This window comes from Mycobacterium sp. NGS57 (assembly GCF_059812405.1).
Genome location: NZ_JCALCP010000005.1, coordinates 85979 through 102444, shown reverse-complemented (window position 1 = coordinate 102444; position 16466 = coordinate 85979). Strand labels below are relative to the sequence as shown.

At 68.7% G+C, this 16466-nt stretch carries 15 protein-coding genes; 9 read left to right on the top strand and 6 right to left on the bottom strand.

Annotated elements, in window-relative coordinates; translation table 11 throughout:
* Positions 1–17 precede the first annotated feature (17 nt).
* Genes AC5Y43_RS11435 through AC5Y43_RS11410 form a run of 6 tightly spaced genes read right to left on the bottom strand, consistent with a single transcriptional unit; the run spans position 18 to position 7368 of the window.
* Complete coding sequence (locus AC5Y43_RS11435) at positions 18–1568, bottom strand: MCE family protein (RefSeq protein ID WP_499972391.1); 1551 nt, start codon at positions 1566–1568, stop codon at positions 18–20.
* Positions 1568–2761 carry an MCE family protein gene (locus AC5Y43_RS11430; protein ID WP_499972389.1) on the bottom strand — a complete coding sequence of 398 codons (1194 nt, stop codon included), beginning with the start codon at positions 2759–2761 and terminating at the stop codon, positions 1568–1570. The genes AC5Y43_RS11435 and AC5Y43_RS11430 overlap by 1 nt, the downstream gene beginning before the upstream one ends.
* The gene (locus AC5Y43_RS11425; protein ID WP_499972388.1) at positions 2758–4068 is read right to left on the bottom strand and encodes an MCE family protein; all 1311 of its coding nucleotides are present in this window, start codon (positions 4066–4068) and stop codon (positions 2758–2760) included. Before AC5Y43_RS11425 ends, AC5Y43_RS11430 begins: the two co-directional genes overlap by 4 nt.
* Entirely contained in the window at positions 4065–5141 is a 1077-nt protein-coding gene (locus AC5Y43_RS11420; RefSeq protein WP_499972385.1) for an MCE family protein, read from the bottom strand. Before AC5Y43_RS11420 ends, AC5Y43_RS11425 begins: the two co-directional genes overlap by 4 nt.
* Positions 5126–6157: an MCE family protein gene (locus tag AC5Y43_RS11415; RefSeq protein WP_499972383.1), complete on the bottom strand. Its 1032-nt coding sequence runs from the start codon at positions 6155–6157 to the stop codon at positions 5126–5128. Before AC5Y43_RS11415 ends, AC5Y43_RS11420 begins: the two co-directional genes overlap by 16 nt.
* On the bottom strand, positions 6154–7368 hold the full coding sequence (locus AC5Y43_RS11410) for an MCE family protein (RefSeq protein WP_499972846.1): 1215 nt from the start codon (positions 7366–7368) through the stop codon (positions 6154–6156). The genes AC5Y43_RS11415 and AC5Y43_RS11410 overlap by 4 nt, the downstream gene beginning before the upstream one ends.
* Positions 7369–7633: 265 nt before the next feature.
* On the opposite strand from AC5Y43_RS11410, the gene AC5Y43_RS11405 reads away from it, so the two are divergent.
* The 9 genes from AC5Y43_RS11405 (at position 7634) to AC5Y43_RS11365 (ending at position 16375) form a co-directional block, all read left to right on the top strand.
* Positions 7634–9241, top strand: coding sequence for an AMP-binding protein (locus tag AC5Y43_RS11405; protein ID WP_499972382.1), 1608 nt, complete (start codon positions 7634–7636; stop codon positions 9239–9241).
* Between the two features lie 32 nt (positions 9242–9273).
* Positions 9274–10104 carry a mycofactocin-coupled SDR family oxidoreductase gene (locus AC5Y43_RS11400; protein ID WP_499972380.1) on the top strand — a complete coding sequence of 277 codons (831 nt, stop codon included), beginning with the start codon at positions 9274–9276 and terminating at the stop codon, positions 10102–10104.
* A 64-nt stretch (positions 10105–10168) separates the two neighbouring features.
* Positions 10169–11635, top strand: a complete 1467-nt coding sequence (locus AC5Y43_RS11395) for an aldehyde dehydrogenase family protein (protein ID WP_499972379.1) — start codon at positions 10169–10171, stop codon at positions 11633–11635.
* Positions 11632–12840 (top strand): amidohydrolase family protein, encoded by a 1209-nt coding sequence (locus AC5Y43_RS11390; protein ID WP_499972377.1) that lies wholly within the window; start codon positions 11632–11634, stop codon positions 12838–12840. Before AC5Y43_RS11395 ends, AC5Y43_RS11390 begins: the two co-directional genes overlap by 4 nt.
* Entirely contained in the window at positions 12840–13637 is a 798-nt protein-coding gene (locus tag AC5Y43_RS11385) for an SDR family NAD(P)-dependent oxidoreductase (RefSeq protein ID WP_499972375.1), read from the top strand. The genes AC5Y43_RS11390 and AC5Y43_RS11385 overlap by 1 nt, the downstream gene beginning before the upstream one ends.
* Entirely contained in the window at positions 13634–14884 is a 1251-nt protein-coding gene (locus tag AC5Y43_RS11380; RefSeq protein ID WP_499972374.1) for a cytochrome P450, read from the top strand. Before AC5Y43_RS11385 ends, AC5Y43_RS11380 begins: the two co-directional genes overlap by 4 nt.
* Positions 14877–15305: a nitroreductase family deazaflavin-dependent oxidoreductase gene (locus AC5Y43_RS11375; protein ID WP_499972373.1), complete on the top strand. Its 429-nt coding sequence runs from the start codon at positions 14877–14879 to the stop codon at positions 15303–15305. The genes AC5Y43_RS11380 and AC5Y43_RS11375 overlap by 8 nt, the downstream gene beginning before the upstream one ends.
* Before the next feature lie 104 nt (positions 15306–15409).
* The gene (locus AC5Y43_RS11370) at positions 15410–15964 is read left to right on the top strand and encodes a TetR/AcrR family transcriptional regulator (protein WP_499972844.1); all 555 of its coding nucleotides are present in this window, start codon (positions 15410–15412) and stop codon (positions 15962–15964) included.
* 3 nt (positions 15965–15967) lie between these two features.
* Complete coding sequence (locus AC5Y43_RS11365; protein ID WP_499972371.1) at positions 15968–16375, top strand: cupin domain-containing protein; 408 nt, start codon at positions 15968–15970, stop codon at positions 16373–16375.
* The last annotated feature ends 91 nt before the right edge of the window (positions 16376–16466 follow it).

Below are 16466 nucleotides of genomic sequence, written 5' to 3'. Positions count from 1 at the left end.
TTCAGACCCCTCCTCGCTCAGCCCGGTACGAGCATGTCCTTCCACGACGTCGCCTTGGCAGACCGCGCCAGATCGGTCTGGCGAAAAAGCTGCCCGTCCGGCGTGACGTACTTGCCGGTCGCCGGGTCGTAGTGCGCGGTCGCCACCGACGGCGCTACAGCGGAACCGTTGCCCCCGAAAGCGCTTGGCGCCGTTGGCGGCTGGTTGACCGAACCCGGCGCCGGTGGCCCGGGCGGCGTTCCCCTGGGTTCTGCCCCGGGCGGCAGCGGCGTCCCGTCGACGGGGCCGAAAAGCCTGTCGCCCACGGTCACCCGGTCATCGGGCGGCACGCCCTGCGAGAGCAGGTTCGGATCCACCGGATACGGACCCAGCACGTGCTGGCGCTGCGCCAGCGGCTCGTACGGCTGGTCGCTGTTGCAGATTTCGACGGTGGGGGCGCGCTTTCCGGGATGCCCCATGCAGGGGTTGTTGCGCACCCCCCGCACGGCGATCGGCGAGTCCTGCGGCAGCTTGCAGTACAGGTTGTCGGGGGTGTCGATGGTGGTCGTGTCGGCCGGCGAGCGCCACTGCGAGGGCGGCAGGAATCCCACCGTGCACGCCGGCGGGTCGGCGATGGTCAGCGTGAACCCGCCCACGGCCAGACCGGTCGGGTTGTTCACCACCCCGTAGGAGCTGTACGCCGCGACGGACGGCGGCAGCAGCACCAGCAGCTGCTCCAGCGACGGGTGGTAGGTCACCCCGATCTGGCCGATGGTCGTCAGGTTGGCCAGCAACACCGGCAGCGTCGGCTTCACCTGGGTCAGCAGCCGCGAAACCTCCTGCGCGAAGCCGGGTCCGGTCTGCAGCAGCCGCCGGATCTGCGGGTCGTCGGTCACCAGCTGGCCGGTCACCCCGGCCAGGTTGTGTGCCCAGCGCCGCGTCGCGTCGCCGGTCTGGGCCTGCGCATCCAAAAACGGGACGGCGTCGTTCACCAGCGCGTCGGTGTGCTCGGCGGTGGCGCGGGCGTCGTGCGAGATCCTGGACGACGAGTCGACCAGCGACTGGAAGTCGAAGCCCGCCCCGTTGAACGCCTTGAACGACTCGTCGAGCAGTTGGGAGAGCTTGTTTTTGGGGATGCTGTTGACCAGCGCGCTGAGCCGATCCAGCATCGGCCCCACCGGCTGCGGGATGCTGGTGTCGCGGGCGTCGATCACCGACCCGTCGCGCAGATACGGCGCCGTCTCCGAGCGCGGCACCAAATCCACGTACTGCTCGCCGACCGCCGACATGCTGCGCACCGCGCCGTGCACGTCGGCCGGAATCTTCGGCGACTCGTCGAGGGACAGCGTGGCTTCCGCACCCGCCGCGGTGGGACCGACCGCGGTCACCTTGCCGACCTGCACACCCCGGTAGGTGACGTTGCTGAACCGGTACAGCCCACCGGTGTCGGGCAACTTCAAGGTCACTGTGACCCGGCCGATCCCGAGCAGCGTCGGCACCTGCATGTACTCGAAGAACATCGCCGCCATGCCGATCACCGACGCGATGATGAACACGCCCAGCTGAATACGCACGAAACGGGTCAGCATCAGCCGCCGCCGTCCACGGGCGCAATCGCGCTCAAATCGGACGCCACGGGCGCCGGCGGCGCCGACGGGGCCGGACCGGGCGGCGCGGCGGGCGCGGGCGGATTGATGCCCACCCCCAACGGATCTCGGGTGTAACCCAGGTACCACGGATCACCGGGGGCGGGCACCAGCGGCGCGTCGGGATCGCCCCAGCGGGTGCCGGCCAGCATCGTCCGCTTCAGCCGCGGCAGGGTCATGTCGATGACGGCGAACACGTTGAAGTAGTCGCCGCGGATGGCCCGGTCGACGAAGTTCTGGGTGAACGGGAACGTCGGGATGTAGCCCAGCAGGATGGGCAGCTCAGGTCCCACGTCGGCCAGCGCCCGGATCGTCGGCTCCAGGTTCTGCAGATCCTTGACCAGGTCGGCCTGCGCGTCGCGGACGAGCCGGGTCGCAGTGTCGGAGAACACGTGCAGCTTCTCCAGCGCGGCGGTCAGCCGCGGTCGCTCGCGGATCAGCACCTCCAGCGCGGGCGGGATCTTGCGCAGCGCCTCGGCGATCACCTCGTGCTGGGAGGCGAACGTGCCGGCGAGCCGGTTCAGCGCGTCGATGGAGGCGACGATACGGTCGCGCTGGTGATCGAGCACCCCGACGAAATCGTCGAGCCGCGACAGCAATTCGCGCACGTCGTTCTCGTGGCCGGCCAGCGCCGTGCTGGAGTTGTGGATGATGTCGCCGATCTGGCCCAGCCCGCCGGAGTTCAGCAGCACCGACAGCGCCGACAGGGTCTGCTCGGTCGACGGGTACGACGACGACCGGTCCAGCGGGATGGTGGTGCCGGGCTCGAGGCGGCCCTGCGGCCGCTGGCCCAGCGGGGGATTGAGCTCCACGTGCATCGACCCCAGCAAGCTGGTCTGCCCGACGGCGGCCACCGCGTTGGCGGGCACGACGACGTCGGGCTTGACCGAGACCTCGATGTCGGCGTGGTCACCCTTCACGCGCATCCTGCCGACGCTGACCACCACGACGTCGGCCATCATCACCGGCGAATTCGATTCCAGCGTCCCGATATTGGCGATCTCGATGTGGTAGACGTGGGCGTGCGCCCCGCGGCCGACCGCGCCGGGCAGCGGCAGCGAGTTGACGCCCTGAAACGCGCAGCCACCCACCGACAGCGCGCACGCGACGACGCCCAGCGCCCGGAGCGCGCTCACGGCGCGCCTCCAGGCGCCGAGTGATCGGCGGGCGGCTTGGGGACCGGCAACAACATGTCATTCAGAGATCGCGGCGCCGAGTCGGTCAGGCCGGCGTACGCCGATATCGCGGGCGGAATGTCGGGCGCCTGGGGGCTCGGCCCCTCGCCGCCGGGGGCCAGGCGCGGCTCGGCGTAAATGACCTTCCCGGGTGTCGCGATCTGCTGCAGGATCAGGTTCGTCGGGATGGGTAGCTCGTTGAAATTCGCGGTGCGCAGCCCGGGGCCGAGGTACTCGCTGCACAGCTTGCCGGTTTCCTGCGCGGTGACGTTGGCGACGGCCCCGATCGCGCCGCAGATGAACTGCGTCGGGTTGGAGAAGTTGTTGATGATGAAGCTGCCCATCGCCCCGGGGGTGTTGGGGTTGTAGATGTTGTAGCCGTTGGCGAACGCGGTCGGGGCGGCGTGCAGGATGTTCTCCACGTCCAGGCGATGGTCGACGAGGACCTGGGTGACGTTGGCCAGCCGCTGGATCTGCTCGCTGGTCTTGTTGCGGGTGCCGGCGACGAAGCGCTGCACCTCGCCGACGGCGATCGACAGGTTCGACAGCGCCGCGTCGAGATCGGTTCGGCTGTCGTTGATCACGCTGCTCAGTGTCGCCAGGCGGTTCTGGAACTGCACGATCTGCTGGTTGGTGTCGCGCAGGGTGGTGACGAAGTTCTGCAGGTTCTTGATGATGTCGACGATGTTGCCGCTGCCGTGGGCCAGGATGCGGCCGATGCCCGACAGCTGCGCCAGCGTCTGGCGCAGCTTGTCGCCGTTGCGGTCCATTGCGCCGGCGGCGCTGTCGATGAACCGGCTGACCGCCGTGGTCGACACGTCTCCGCTGGGTCCGAGATCTGTTGCCAGCCGGGTCAATTGCTTGGTGACCTCGTCCCACTCGACGGGGATCGCGGTGCGATCCTGGTCGATCACCGCGCCGTCGGGCAGCTTGGGCCCGGTCTTGCGGTAGGCGGGGGACAGCTGCACGTAGCGCGCGGCCACCAGGTTCTGCGCGACGATGATCGCCCGGGCGTCGGCGGGGATCGACACCCCGCGCTTGACGTGCAGGGTCAGCCGGACCCGGCTGGGCTGCGGCTGCACCGATGCCACGGTGCCGACTTTCACGCCGGACACCCGGATGTCGTCGCCGGCGTAGATGCCGGTGGCCGAGGGGAAGTACGCGGTGATCGTCAGCGGGTGAAAGTACGTCTCGCGCACCAGGAACGCGGTGGCGCCCGCGAGCAACACCGCCAGGAGCGCGCCCACCGCCAGCCGTCGGCGGGTCATCGCGAGCCCCCCGGGATGCCGTTGTGCGGCCACGGGAACAGCGCGCGCGGCATGTTCGGGTCGCCGCGGCGGAACCCGAAGTAGTAGTCGAAGAACGGCTGCATCAGCTCGGGCATCGCCAGGTTGGGCACGTAGGCGTTGTAGTAGAAGCCGTTGGAAACGGCCTCGCCCGAGGTGAATTCGTACTTTTTGAGGCCGGGCAGCGCCTTGGCGAGGTTGTCGCGGTTCTTCTCCAGCATCGCGGCCACGGTGTTGAGCCGGTCCAGCGTCGGCTCGAGATCTTTTTCGTTGTCGGCGACCAGCCCGGACAGCTGCTTGCCGACCGCGGACACGTTGGCCAGCAGCTCGCTGATCGCGTCGCGCCGCTTGACCAGCACGTCGAGCAGGACGCTGCCGTTGAGGATCAGCGTGTTGACCTGTTGGCTTCGCCCGGAAAGGATTTCGGTGACGTTGGCGGAGCTCTTGAGCAGCGCATCGAGGGTCTCGCCGCGGCTGTTGATCGCCCGCGAGACCTTGGTCAGCCCGTCGAACGTCGGCCCCAATTGCGGGGCGATCTGGTCGATGGTGGCCGACAGCGCGGTCAGCGACTGGTTGAGGGTGTCGGTGCTGGTGGCGGCGGTGTTGGTGGTCAGCTCCGAGACGGCCTCGTTCAGCGAATAGGGCGACGACGTCCGCGATATCGGGATGACGTCGGAGGGATGCATGGTGCCGCCGCCGGTCGGCTCCAGGGTCAGCACTCGCGCGCCGAGCAGCGAGCCGGTGCGGATGTGCGCGGTGGTCTGCGATCCCAGCCGCACCCTGCCGTTGACCCCGAAGGTGACCAGCGCGTCGCCGTCGCGCAGCGAGACGTCGGAGACGGTGCCGACCTTGACCCCCGACACCAGGACCTTGTTTCCGGTGGCGAGCCCGCCGGCCTCGGAGAACAGCGCCTGGTAGTGCACGGTCGTCGCCCAGGACACCAGCCGTTCGGGGCTCAGCCCGACGGCGACGACCAGCATGATCAGCACCACGCCGATGAAGCCGGCCCGGATTTGTTGGGCGCCAAGGTATTTCAGCATCACGGCTCCGCACATCTTCCCTCGGTTTGCCTAAACCACGGGTAGACCGCGGTCCGGCCCTGCAGGTCGCTGACGCGGAACGTCAACCCGCAGATGTAATAGTTCACGAAGCTGCCGTAGGCGCCGGTGCGCGCGATCTTGCGGTAGTTCTCGGGCGCGTGCTGCAACGCGTCGTCGAGGTAGCCGTTGCCCTTCTCCAGCAGCGGGGCCAGCCGGGTGAGCTGGTCGACGGTGCCGGCCAGCGGCGGGCGCGCCGCGCCGAGCAGCTCGGCCACCGAGGCGGTGCCGTTGTCGAGCGCGGCGATGGCGTCGCCGATGGGGTCGCGGTCCTGCGACAGGTCGCTGACCAGGCGCTGCAGGCGGTCGATCGCGCCGGAGAACTGATCGCCTTGCCGGGCAAGGGTTTGCACGACCGTGTTGAGGTTGTCGATCAGCTTCTCGATGGCCTCGTTCTTGGTGGCGACGTCGTTGGAGAACGACGACGTCTTGGCCAGCAGCGAGTGCAGCGTCTGGCCCTGGCCCTGGAACACCTGCAGCAGCGCGGCGGCCAGCGCGTTGACGTCGCGCGGATTCAGGCCCCGGATAACGGGTTTCAGGCCACCCAGCAGGAGGTCGAGGTCCAGCGAAGGCATGGTGCGCTCGACCGGGATCCGCGCACCCGGGGGCAGCACCCGCGTCGACCCGGGGCCGATGATCAGCTCCAGGTAGCGATCGCCGACCAGGTTGAGGTAGCGCACCGCCGCCTTGCTGCCGGACGTCAGCGCGACGTCGTCGTCGGCGTCGAAATCCACCAGGACGCTGTTGTTGTCCTGCAACGACACCGCGTTGACGGTGCCGACCCGAATTCCGGCCACCCGCACCGAATCTCCCGGCTTCAGCTGCGAGGCGTCGATGAACACCGCCGAATAGCCGTGGGTGGGCCCGTTGCGGAACTCGCCGAAGACGAAGAACAGCGACACCGACAGCACCAGCATCACGCCGGCGAAGGCGCCGAACTTCAGCAGGGTGCCCGTTGTGGACCGGCCGGTCATCCGGGCTGGCCGATCTGGGCGGTGTTGCGCGGCGGGCCGTCGAGCGGCCCGTACAGAATCTGCTTGAGCAAATCGGAGTTCAGCAGGATTCCCTGCTGCTGGTATTGCCAGGGGTTGGCGCCGACGTCGGCGACGTCGAACGGCGGAAAGGTGTTGAAGGCCACGGGCAATTCGTGCTCGCACTGCGGCCCGCCGCGGGCGGCGACCTTGGGCAGGTTCTTCGGGTAGCGGTAGCGCTCGGCGCCCAGGGTGATGCCGCCGAGCACCTCGAGGCCGGGCACCTGGGTGGGGGGCTGGTTGGCCAGCGGGAGCATGCCGCGCAGCGAGCAGGTCAGCGCGGGATGGTATTGGTTGGTCAGGTCGGTGGTCGGCACCAGCAGGTGGGTGACGTCGGTGAGCGCCTGACGGTTGGCGCCCACGACGTCGTTGCCGATGTCGGCCAGGCCGATCGAGCTGATCAGGAACGCGTCGAGGTTGTGCTGCTCGTCGACGATGGACTGGCTGACCTTCGTCGTATTGGCCACGGTGGCAATCAGATCCGGTGCGGCGTCGGCGTAGGCGATCGACACGTCGGCGGTGGCCTCGAGGTCGTGGCTGAGCTGGGGCAGGCTCGGCTCGAACTTGGCCAAAAACGCGTTGAGGTCCTGCAGCGTCTGGCCGAACCGGTCCCCGCGCCCGTTGAACGCGGTGGCGATCGCGCCCAGCGTCTCGTTGAGTTTGGCGGGGTCGATCTTGGCCAGCACCGAGGTGAGTTCGGAAAAGACCGTGTTGATTTCGACGGTCACCCGCTTCGCGTCGAGCACCTGCCCGGCGCGCAGCGGCTGCGGGGAGGGGTCGGCGGGCGGAATCAGCTGGATGAACTTCGCGCCGAACGCCGTCGTCGCGACGACGTTGACGAGGACGTTGGCCGGGATGAGCCGCAACCGGGCGGGGTCGAGGGCCAGCTGAATGGCCGCCCGCCCGTCGGGCATGTCCTCGATGGACGCGACGGCGCCGACGGGCGCGCCGTGCAGTTTGACCTTGGCGCCGGGGTTCATCATCAGGCCCGCGCGATCGGACAGCACGGTCACCCGCACGGTGTCGGTGAAGCCGCCGCGAAACTGCGTCAGCGCCACGGCGACGACCGCGACGGCGACCGCGACCGTGACCAGGCCGGCGAGCGGGCGCCCGTAGCCGCGCCGATTGGTGCGGCGGTAACCGGCGGGCAGCATGGCCGGCGCTCGATGCTGCGCCGGTCCGGCCCCCAAGCTTCCGGTCACCTACGCTCCTTCGCGGCGCAGCCCTCCGCCGCACTACGAAATGCCGTGTGCGACAACAGCTTTGCGCGGCTATTCAAGTCCACCGGCCTGGTGTGATACAAATCTCACAGCAGCGGCGACCAGAACGATACATTCGTCTTGTTCAAAGTACAAGACTGCTTTGCACGAGAGTGTCGTTCTACACTGGCCACTGCCGACACTCCAACGAAGGAGCGATATGACCGGTCTCGGGGCCGCGCGGCGCAGCATCCCGAGCGAGCTGGCGCAGCGCTACGCCGACGAGGGATGGTGGACGCGCGACACCCTCGGCGACCTGCTGGGCCGCGGCCTGAAAGACAGCCCGCACGCCACGTTTCGGGTGCACTCCGCGCAGCGGCCCTACGCCGGCACCTTTGCCGACGTCGAGCTGCTGGCCCGCCGGCTCGCGGCCGGGCTGCGCGCCCGCGGCGTCGGGCCGGGCGACGTCGTCGCCTTCCAGCTGCCCAACTGGGTGGAGGCCGCGGCGACCTTTTGGGCCGCAACGTTTCTGGGCGCGGTGATCGTCCCGATCGTCCACTTCTACGGCCCCAAGGAACTGCGGTTCATCCTGACCCACGTCAACCCGCGCGTGTTCATCACCACCGCAAGCTTCGGGCGCATGACCCACGACCCCGACGTCAGCGCCGGCGTCCCGATCGTCGCGCTGGTGGGTTCGGGCTTCGACGCGCTGCTGGCCGCCGAGCCGTTGGAGGGCACGCTGGAGGCCGACCCCGCCGCCCCGGCGCTGATCGCGTTCACCTCCGGCACCACCAGCGACCCCAAGGGCGTCGTCCACAGCCATCAGACGCTGGGCTTCGAGACCCGCCAGCTGTTGGCCAACTACCCGCCCGACCGCGGCCGCCAACTCACCGCGCTGCCCGTCGGGCACTTCATCGGCATGCTCGGCTCGTTCCTGATCCCCGTAATCGAAGGCGCGCCAATCGATCTGTGCGACGTGTGGGACCCCGACCGGGCGATCGACCTGATGGAAACCGACGGCGTCTCGCTCGGGGGCGGGCCGCCCTACTTCGTCACCAGCCTGCTCGACCACCCCCGGTTCACCGACGAACACCTGCGCTACATCACGCACATCGGCCTCGGCGGATCCACCGTGCCCGCGGCCGTCACCCGCCGCCTGGCCGACCTCGGCATCCTGGTCACCCGCTCCTACGGCAGCAGCGAACACCCCTCGATCACCGGCTCGCACTACACCGCCCCGGAGGACAAGCGGCTGCTCACCGACGGCAACGCGCGCCCCGGCGTCGAGATCAAGCTCGCCGACGACGGCGAAATCCTTTCCCGCGGGCCGGATCTGTTCCTCGGCTACACCGACCCCGACCTGACCGCGCGGGCCTTCGACGACGACGGCTGGTACCACACCGGCGACATCGGGATCCTCGACGACGACGGCTACCTCACCATCACCGACCGCAAGTCCGACATCATCATCCGCGGCGGCGAGAACATCAGCGCGTTGGAGGTCGAGGAGGTGCTGCTCGGGCTGCCCGCGGTCGCCGAGGCCGTCGTCGTGGCCGCACCCGACGCGCGCCTCGGCGAGCACGCCGCCGCGGTGCTGCGCCTCAAGCCCGGTCTTGGCATGCCGACGCTGGGCGAGGTGCGCTCGCACTTCGAGCGCGCCGGGGTGGCCCGGCAGAAATGGCCGGAGAGCCTGCACCAGGTGGACGACTATCCCCGCACCGCCAGCGGCAAAGTCCAGAAATACGTGGTGCGCCAGCGCATTCGGGAATCGGTCACCGGCTCGCGAGCCGAACGTCACTGCGAAAACCCAGGCGATTTTTCGCAGTGACGTTTGGCTCGCGGACGAAATAGGAGGCAGTAATGACGGGACGGGTCGAGGGCAAGGTCGCCTACATCACCGGCGCGGCGCGCGGTCAGGGCCGCAGCCACGCGGTCCGGCTGGCCCAGGAGGGCGCCGACATCATCGCCGTCGACGCCTGCCGCGACGTCGTGGACTACAGCACGATCCCGCCGTCGACGCCCGAGGACCTCGCCGAAACCGCGGACCTGGTCAAGGCGCTGGACCGGCGCATCGTCACCGCCGAGGTCGACGTCCGCGACTTCGACGCGCTCAAGGCCGCCGTCGACAGCGGCGTCGAACAGCTGGGCCGCCTCGACATCATCGTGGCGAACGCGGGCATCGGCACGTCCGGTGCCCCGCTGCACGAGATGGACGAAACCCGTTGGCAGGACACGATCGACGTCAACCTGTCCGGCGTGTGGAAGTCGGTGAAGGCCGGTGTCCCGCACCTGCAGCCGGGCGGATCGATCGTGCTGACCGGATCGGTGGGCGGGCTGAAGGCGTACCCGCGGGTCGGGCATTACGTGGCGGCCAAGCACGGCGTCGTCGGGCTGATGCGCAGCTTCGCCGTCGAGCTCGGCGCGGAGAACATCCGGGTCAACTCGGTGCACCCCACCCACGTGAACTCGCCGATGCTGATGAACGAGTCGGCCTACCACACGTTTCGGCCCGACCTGGAAAACCCGGGCCCCGACGACCTCGCCCCGATCTGCCAGATGTTCCACGTGCTACCGGTGCCGTGGGTGCAGCCCGAGGACATCAGCAACGCTGTGCTGTTCTTCGCCTCCGACGAGTCGCGCTACATCACCGGGGTCGCGCTGCCGATCGACTGCGGCAGCTGCCTGAAATGAGAGTTGAACATCTGACTGAAGTAGAATAACGTTCTACTTCGAACAGCCATTTAGGAGCCAGCAGGTGAGCATCCTCGCGGAGCAGCGGACCTATGTCGCCGGCCGCTGGGTCACCGGCGACGACGTCGTCGCCGTCGAGAATCCCGCCGACGAGACCCACGTCGCCGACATCACCGCCACTCCGCTGGAAGAGGTGCGCCGCGCGATCGCCGAGGCGCGCCGCAGCTTCGACGACGGGGTGTGGGCCGGCGCGGCGCCGCGCGAGCGGGCGCGGGTGCTGCACGCGTTCATCGACCACGTCGCCGCCGCCCGCGACGAGCTGGTGCCCACGCTGGTCGCCGAGGCCGGCCAGTCGGCGCGGTTCGCCGAGATGACGCAATTGGGCGCCGGGACGGCCATCGCGCGCCAGACGATCGACCTCTACCTGTCGATGTCGCACGAGGAAGCCAGCCCGGTCCCCGTCGACGATTTGGTGCGAGGGCGGGTCGCGTTGAGCGTGCGCCGCCACGAACCCGTCGGCGTGGTCACGGCCATCACGCCGTACAACGCGGCGCTGATCATGGGTTTCCAGAAGCTGATTCCCGCGCTGATGGCGGGCAATTCGGTGATCTTGCGGCCCAGCCCGCTGACGCCGATCTCGTCGCTGATCTTCGGGGCGGCCGCCGACGCGGCCGGCGTGCCGCCGGGGGTGCTCAGCGTGGTCGTCGAGTCCGGCATCGCCGGGGCGGAGTTGCTGACCAGCGATCCGGGTGTGGACATGGTGTCGTTCACGGGCTCGACGCTGGCGGGGCGCAAGATCCTGGCGCAGGCGGCGCCGACGGTGAAACGGGTGTCGCTGGAACTCGGCGGGAAGTCGGCGCAGATCTACCTGCCCGACGCCGTGCACCGCGCCGCCGGCGGCGCGATGGTGGTGGTCGCCAGCACCGCAGGCCAGGCGTGTGTGGCGGCGACGAGAATGCTTGTGCCGCAGGATAAGAAGGATGAGGTGCTGAACGCGGTCAGCGCCATGTACTCCCAGATCAAGGTGGGCCCGCCCAGCGACGAAACCTCGCTGATGGGCCCGGTCATCAGCGCCGCGCAGCGCGAGAAGTGCGAGCGGTACGTGGCGCTGGCCGAGGAGCACGGCGGCAAGGTGTTCTGCGGCGGCGGGCGCCCGGCCGGCCTGGACCGCGGCTACTACTTCGAGCCGACCGTGCTCGACCTGCCCAGCAACGCGAATCCCGCTGCGCAGGAAGAGATCTTCGGCCCGATCATCGGCGTGCTGGGCTACCGCGACATCGACGACGCGGTGGCCATCGCCAACGACAGCATCTACGGCCTGTCGGGTCAGGTGTACGGGAGTGACGTGGGCGCGGCGGTGGCGGTCGCGCGCCGGTTGCGCACCGGCGCGGTCAACGTGAACACCACCGTGTTCTCCGCCTACGCGCCGAGCGGCGGCTACAAGCAAAGCGGGCTGGGCCGCGAACGGGGCCCGGACGGCATCCGCGAATTTCAGGAGGTCAAGCACATGTCGATCGGAGAGTTGAAGTGAGCGAATACGACCTGAACTGGCTGATCTCGGTCGACGACCACATCCTCGAACCGCCGAACCTGTGGGTCGACCGGGTGGCCGCCAAGGATCGCGACCGCGCCCCGCACATGGAGAAGAACGAGCACGGCGTGGACAACTGGGTCTACGACGGCAAGCGCTACCCGAACTCGGGCTTGAGCGCGGTCGTCGGCAAGTCGAAGGAGGAGTTCAGCCCCGAGCCCTTGTCGTACTCGGAGATGCGGCCGGGCTGTTATGACGCCAAGGCCCGCGTGGAGGACATGGATCGCTCGGGTGTGCTTGCGTCGCTGTGCTTTCCGACGATCACCCGGTTCTGCGGGCAGCTGTTCATGGAGGCCAGCGACCGCGAGTTCGGCTTCGAATGCCTGCAGCACTACAACGACTGGCTCGTCGAGGAGTGGTGCGGCGCGGCCCCGGGCCGCTACATCCCGCTGATGCTGATCCCGATGTGGGACCCGCCGTTGGCGGCCAAGGAGATGGAGCGGATGGCGGCCAGGGGCGTGACGACGTTCGCGTTCTCCGAGAACCCGGAACCGTTGGGGCTGCCCACCATTCACGACCCGAACGGCTACTGGGAGCCCGTCATGGCCGCGGCCAACGAGCTGCACATGGTGGCCAGCATGCACGTCGGCTCGTCGTCGACGCTGCCCAAGATCTGTTCGGACGCGCCGTTCATGGCCAACCTCACCTGGGGTGCGTCGCGCACGTCGGGGACCATGCTGTCCTGGCTGTTCAGCGGGATGTTCCAGCGGTACCCGAACCTCAAGATCGCGCTGTCGGAGGGCGAAGTCGGTTGGATGCCCTACTTTTTGGAGCGGGCCGAGCAGGTGCTCGACAAGCAGCGGTACTGGGTGATGCGCGGCGCGAAGTTCGACACCCACGCCGGCGCGGGCAAGGCCATCGACCTCGACACCCTCGACATCCGCGAGACGTTCCGCAACCACATCTACGGCTGCATCATCGAGGACCGGCACGCCGTCAAGAGTCTCGACGAGATCGGCGAGGACAACATCATGTGCGAGACGGACTACCCGCACTCGGACTCCACCTGGCCCGACTGCATCGACGTCGCCCGCAACACCATGAAGGACCTGCCCGAGCACGTGCAGTACAAGCTGCTGCGCGGCAACGCCGAGAAGCTGTACCGGTTCACGCCGGCCGAGCCACCCGTCCTGGCTGACGCCTGATGTCAGGCGTATTGGACGGCAAGAGCGCCATCGTCACCGGCGCCGGCTCCGGGGTGGGCCGGGCCTCGGCGCTGCGTTTCGTCGCGGAGGGCGCGCTGGTGGTCGCCGCGGACATCGACCTCGACCACGCGAAAGAGACGGTGCGCCAGGTCGAATCGGCGGGCGGCACCGCCATCGCCGTCGGGACCGACGTGTCCGACGAGCGGCAGGTCCAGGCGATGATCGCGGCCGCGGTCGACCAATACGGCCGGCTCGACATCCTGTTCAACAACGTCGGCATCCCGACACCGCGCCTCGGCATGACCTTCGAGGACCACACGCTCGACGACTTCAACCGCCTGGTCGCGGTCAACCTCGGCGGGGTGTTCCTGGGCTGCAAGTACGCGGTGCTGCGCTTCAAAAAGCAAGGGGAGCTTGGCCTAAAAGGAGGCGTCATCCTCAACACCGCTTCGGTCGCCGGCCTGGTCGGCTGGGGCGGCACCGTCTACGGCGCCACCAAGGGCGGGGTCATCCAACTCACCCGGGGGGTCGCAATTGAGGGCGCGCCCTTCGGGATTCGGGTCAACGCGATCTGCCCGGCCGCGATGCCGTTGACTGGTTTCATGGCCGCCGGCGGACTGCAAGTTGACGCCGACCAGCAGGCGGCGATCGCCGAATCCGTCGGCGGGCAGCACCCGCTCGGGCGCGCCATCACGGCCGAGGACTGCGCCGAGGCCGCGCTGTATCTGGTCTCGGACGCGTCGCGCAACGTCACCGGGGTGGCGCTGCCCGTCGACGGCGGGTTCGTGGCGAAATGACCGCCCCCGCATTGGATCGCGACCGGTTGCGCGAGCTGTTCGATCTGCGCAGCTCCTACAACGCCTGGGCCGGCGGCGCTTACGAGCAGGACCCGTACCCGGCGTGGCACCGGCTGCGCGAACGGGGCCCGGTGCTGCCCGGCATCCTGCACGAGCTGACCGGCAGCACCGACACGATGTTCTTCCACGGCCTGCCCTACCCGGACAGCCCGCACTTCACGGTGTTCGACTACGACACCTGCATGGTCGTCTACCGCAACCCGGAGGTGTTCGCGTCGTCGCCGGATCCGGTCGACCTGGAGAACGGTCCGCTGGGCCTGACCAACAGCATGCTGTCGATGGGCGGCGAGCAGCACAAGCGGTATCGCGCGCTGGTCCAGCCGTCGTTCCTGTCGTCGAATGCCAAGTGGTGGATTGACAATTGGATCTCCGAGACCGTGGATCTGCTCATCGACGGGTTCGTGCGCGACGGGCGCGCGGAGCTCAATGTCGACTTCTGCGCGGCCATCCCGGTGCTCACCATCACCGGCAGCTTCGGCGTGCCCGTCGAACAGGCCCTCGACATCCGCGAGGCGCTGTCGCGGGACCCGCAGAAGGTGGTCGACATCCTCAAGCCGGTCGTCGCGGCGCGCCGCAAGGAGCCCCGCGACGACCTGATCAGCATCCTCGTCCAGGCCGAGCTGACCGACGAGCACGGCGTCACCGACCGGCTCACCGATCGCGAAATCGATTCCTTCGTGCTGCTGTTGCTCGGCGCGGGCTCGGGCACCACCTGGAAGCAGATGGGCACCACGATCACCACGCTGCTGCAGCGACCCGAACTCCTCGACGCCGTGCGCGCCGACCGACTGCTGCTGCGTCCGGTGATCGAGGAGTCGGTGCGGTGGATGCCGACCGACCCAATGTTCTCCCGCTGGGTCATGGCCGACACCGAACTCGCCGGCGTCGACATCCCCGCCGGGTCCGTCGTGCATCTCGCGCTCGGCGCCGCCAACCGCGACCCCGCCCGATGGGAGCGGCCCGACGAGTACGACATCGCCCGAAAGCTCCGGCCCTCATTGGGATTCGGTCAGGGCGCGCACATCTGTCTCGGCATGCACGTGGCCCGCGCCGAGATGACCGTGGCGATCTCGGCGCTACTGGACCGGCTGCCGAACCTGCGCCTGGACCCCGACGCCGAACCGCCGCGCTTCGTCGGGATGTACGAGCGCGGCGCGACCGCGATACCGGTGGTGTTCGATGCCTGAGTACACACAGCCCGACCTCAGCCTGATCGGGGAGGACCACATCCGCGCATATCGCGACAGCGGCGGCGAGGTCGGCTACCTCTGGAACGGCGTGCCCACCCTGCTGCTCACCGTGACCGGGCGGCGCACCGGGCGCGCGCTGACGTCGGCGCTGATCTTCGGGCGCGACGGCTCCGACTACCTGGTAGTGGCGTCGATGGGCGGCGCGCCCACGCACCCGTCGTGGTATCTGAACCTGCAAGCCAACCCGCGGGCCGAGATTCAGGTGCAGCGCGAGGTGTTTGCGGTTTCGGCGCGCACGGCGCCGGCCTCCGAGAAGCCGCGGCTGTGGACGATCCTGACCGACGTGTGGCCCAACTACGACGTCTACCAATCCCGGACCGAGCGCGACATTCCCGTCGTGATACTCACCCCGGCATGAGGGCGACTAGCATTTCTTCGGTGTCACGTGCCGAGGAACGGGCCGCCCAGCGGTCGGCGGCTGTACAGCGGTCGCGCACCCGCATCGCCAACCAGGTGCGGCTCATGCTCGACGCGGCGCTGCGGCTGATCCGCCAGAAGGGCGACGGGTTCACCACCCAGGAGCTGGTCAAGGAGGCCGGCGTCGCGCTGCAAACGTTCTATCGCTATTTCGCTTCCAAGGACGAGCTGCTGCTGGCGGTGATCGCCGACGCCATGAACGACGCGTGCACGCGGTGGGCCGCCGCCGCCGCGGACCTGCCGGATCCGGTGGCGCGGTTGCGCTTCTACGTCACGACGGTCATCGAGGTGCTCGACGCCGAGGAGGGCGAGGGCGGCACGGCCAAATTCATCGTGTCGACGCATTGGCGGCTGCACCGCATCTTCCCCGAGGAACTCGCCGAAGCCGAAAAGCCGTTCGCCGACTTGTTGCTCGGCGAGATCAAGGCCGGCGTGGAGGCCGGGCTGCTGGCGCCCGCCGACCCGGAATGGGCGGCGTGGTTCATCGCCGAGTTGGTGCGGTCGGTGTACCACTACCACGCTTACGCGCCGCTGGCCGCGGAGGCGACCGATCACCTGTGGGAGTTCTGCCTCAGCGCCCTGGGCGGGACGGGAAGGTAAGCCATGCCGCACGCGCGACCGGACGAATTACCCAGCGCTGGGGGAGGACGGTGGCCGGCGGCCGGGGATGGGTTCCGGTCGGTGCAGTGGGGCGACATGGAGGTCGGCTACACCACCACCGGCCCGCTGGACTGCACCGATTTGTACTTGGTGGGTGGGCTGCCCGGCGGGGTGTGCACCTGCCCGCACTACGGCTACATCTTCGAGGGCTCGATCCGCGCGACGTACCCGAACACCGACTGGCCCGACGAGACCGCGGGCGCCGGTGAGGTGTATTTCTTTCCGGCGGGCCACATTTTGATCTATCCCGAGCCGACGCGGGCGTTGGAGCTGAACCCGGCGTTCGCTTTGCAGCAGTGCATGGATGCGATGCAGAGGGCGGGGGAGAGAGCTCGGGACTTGGCGCCGTGAAACCTCAGCTGCCACAGTGGCCTCTGGCTGGTCGAGCTACAACCGCGTCAGCCGCCGAAGAAAACTCATGATGCTGCCTAGAACAGAGCTA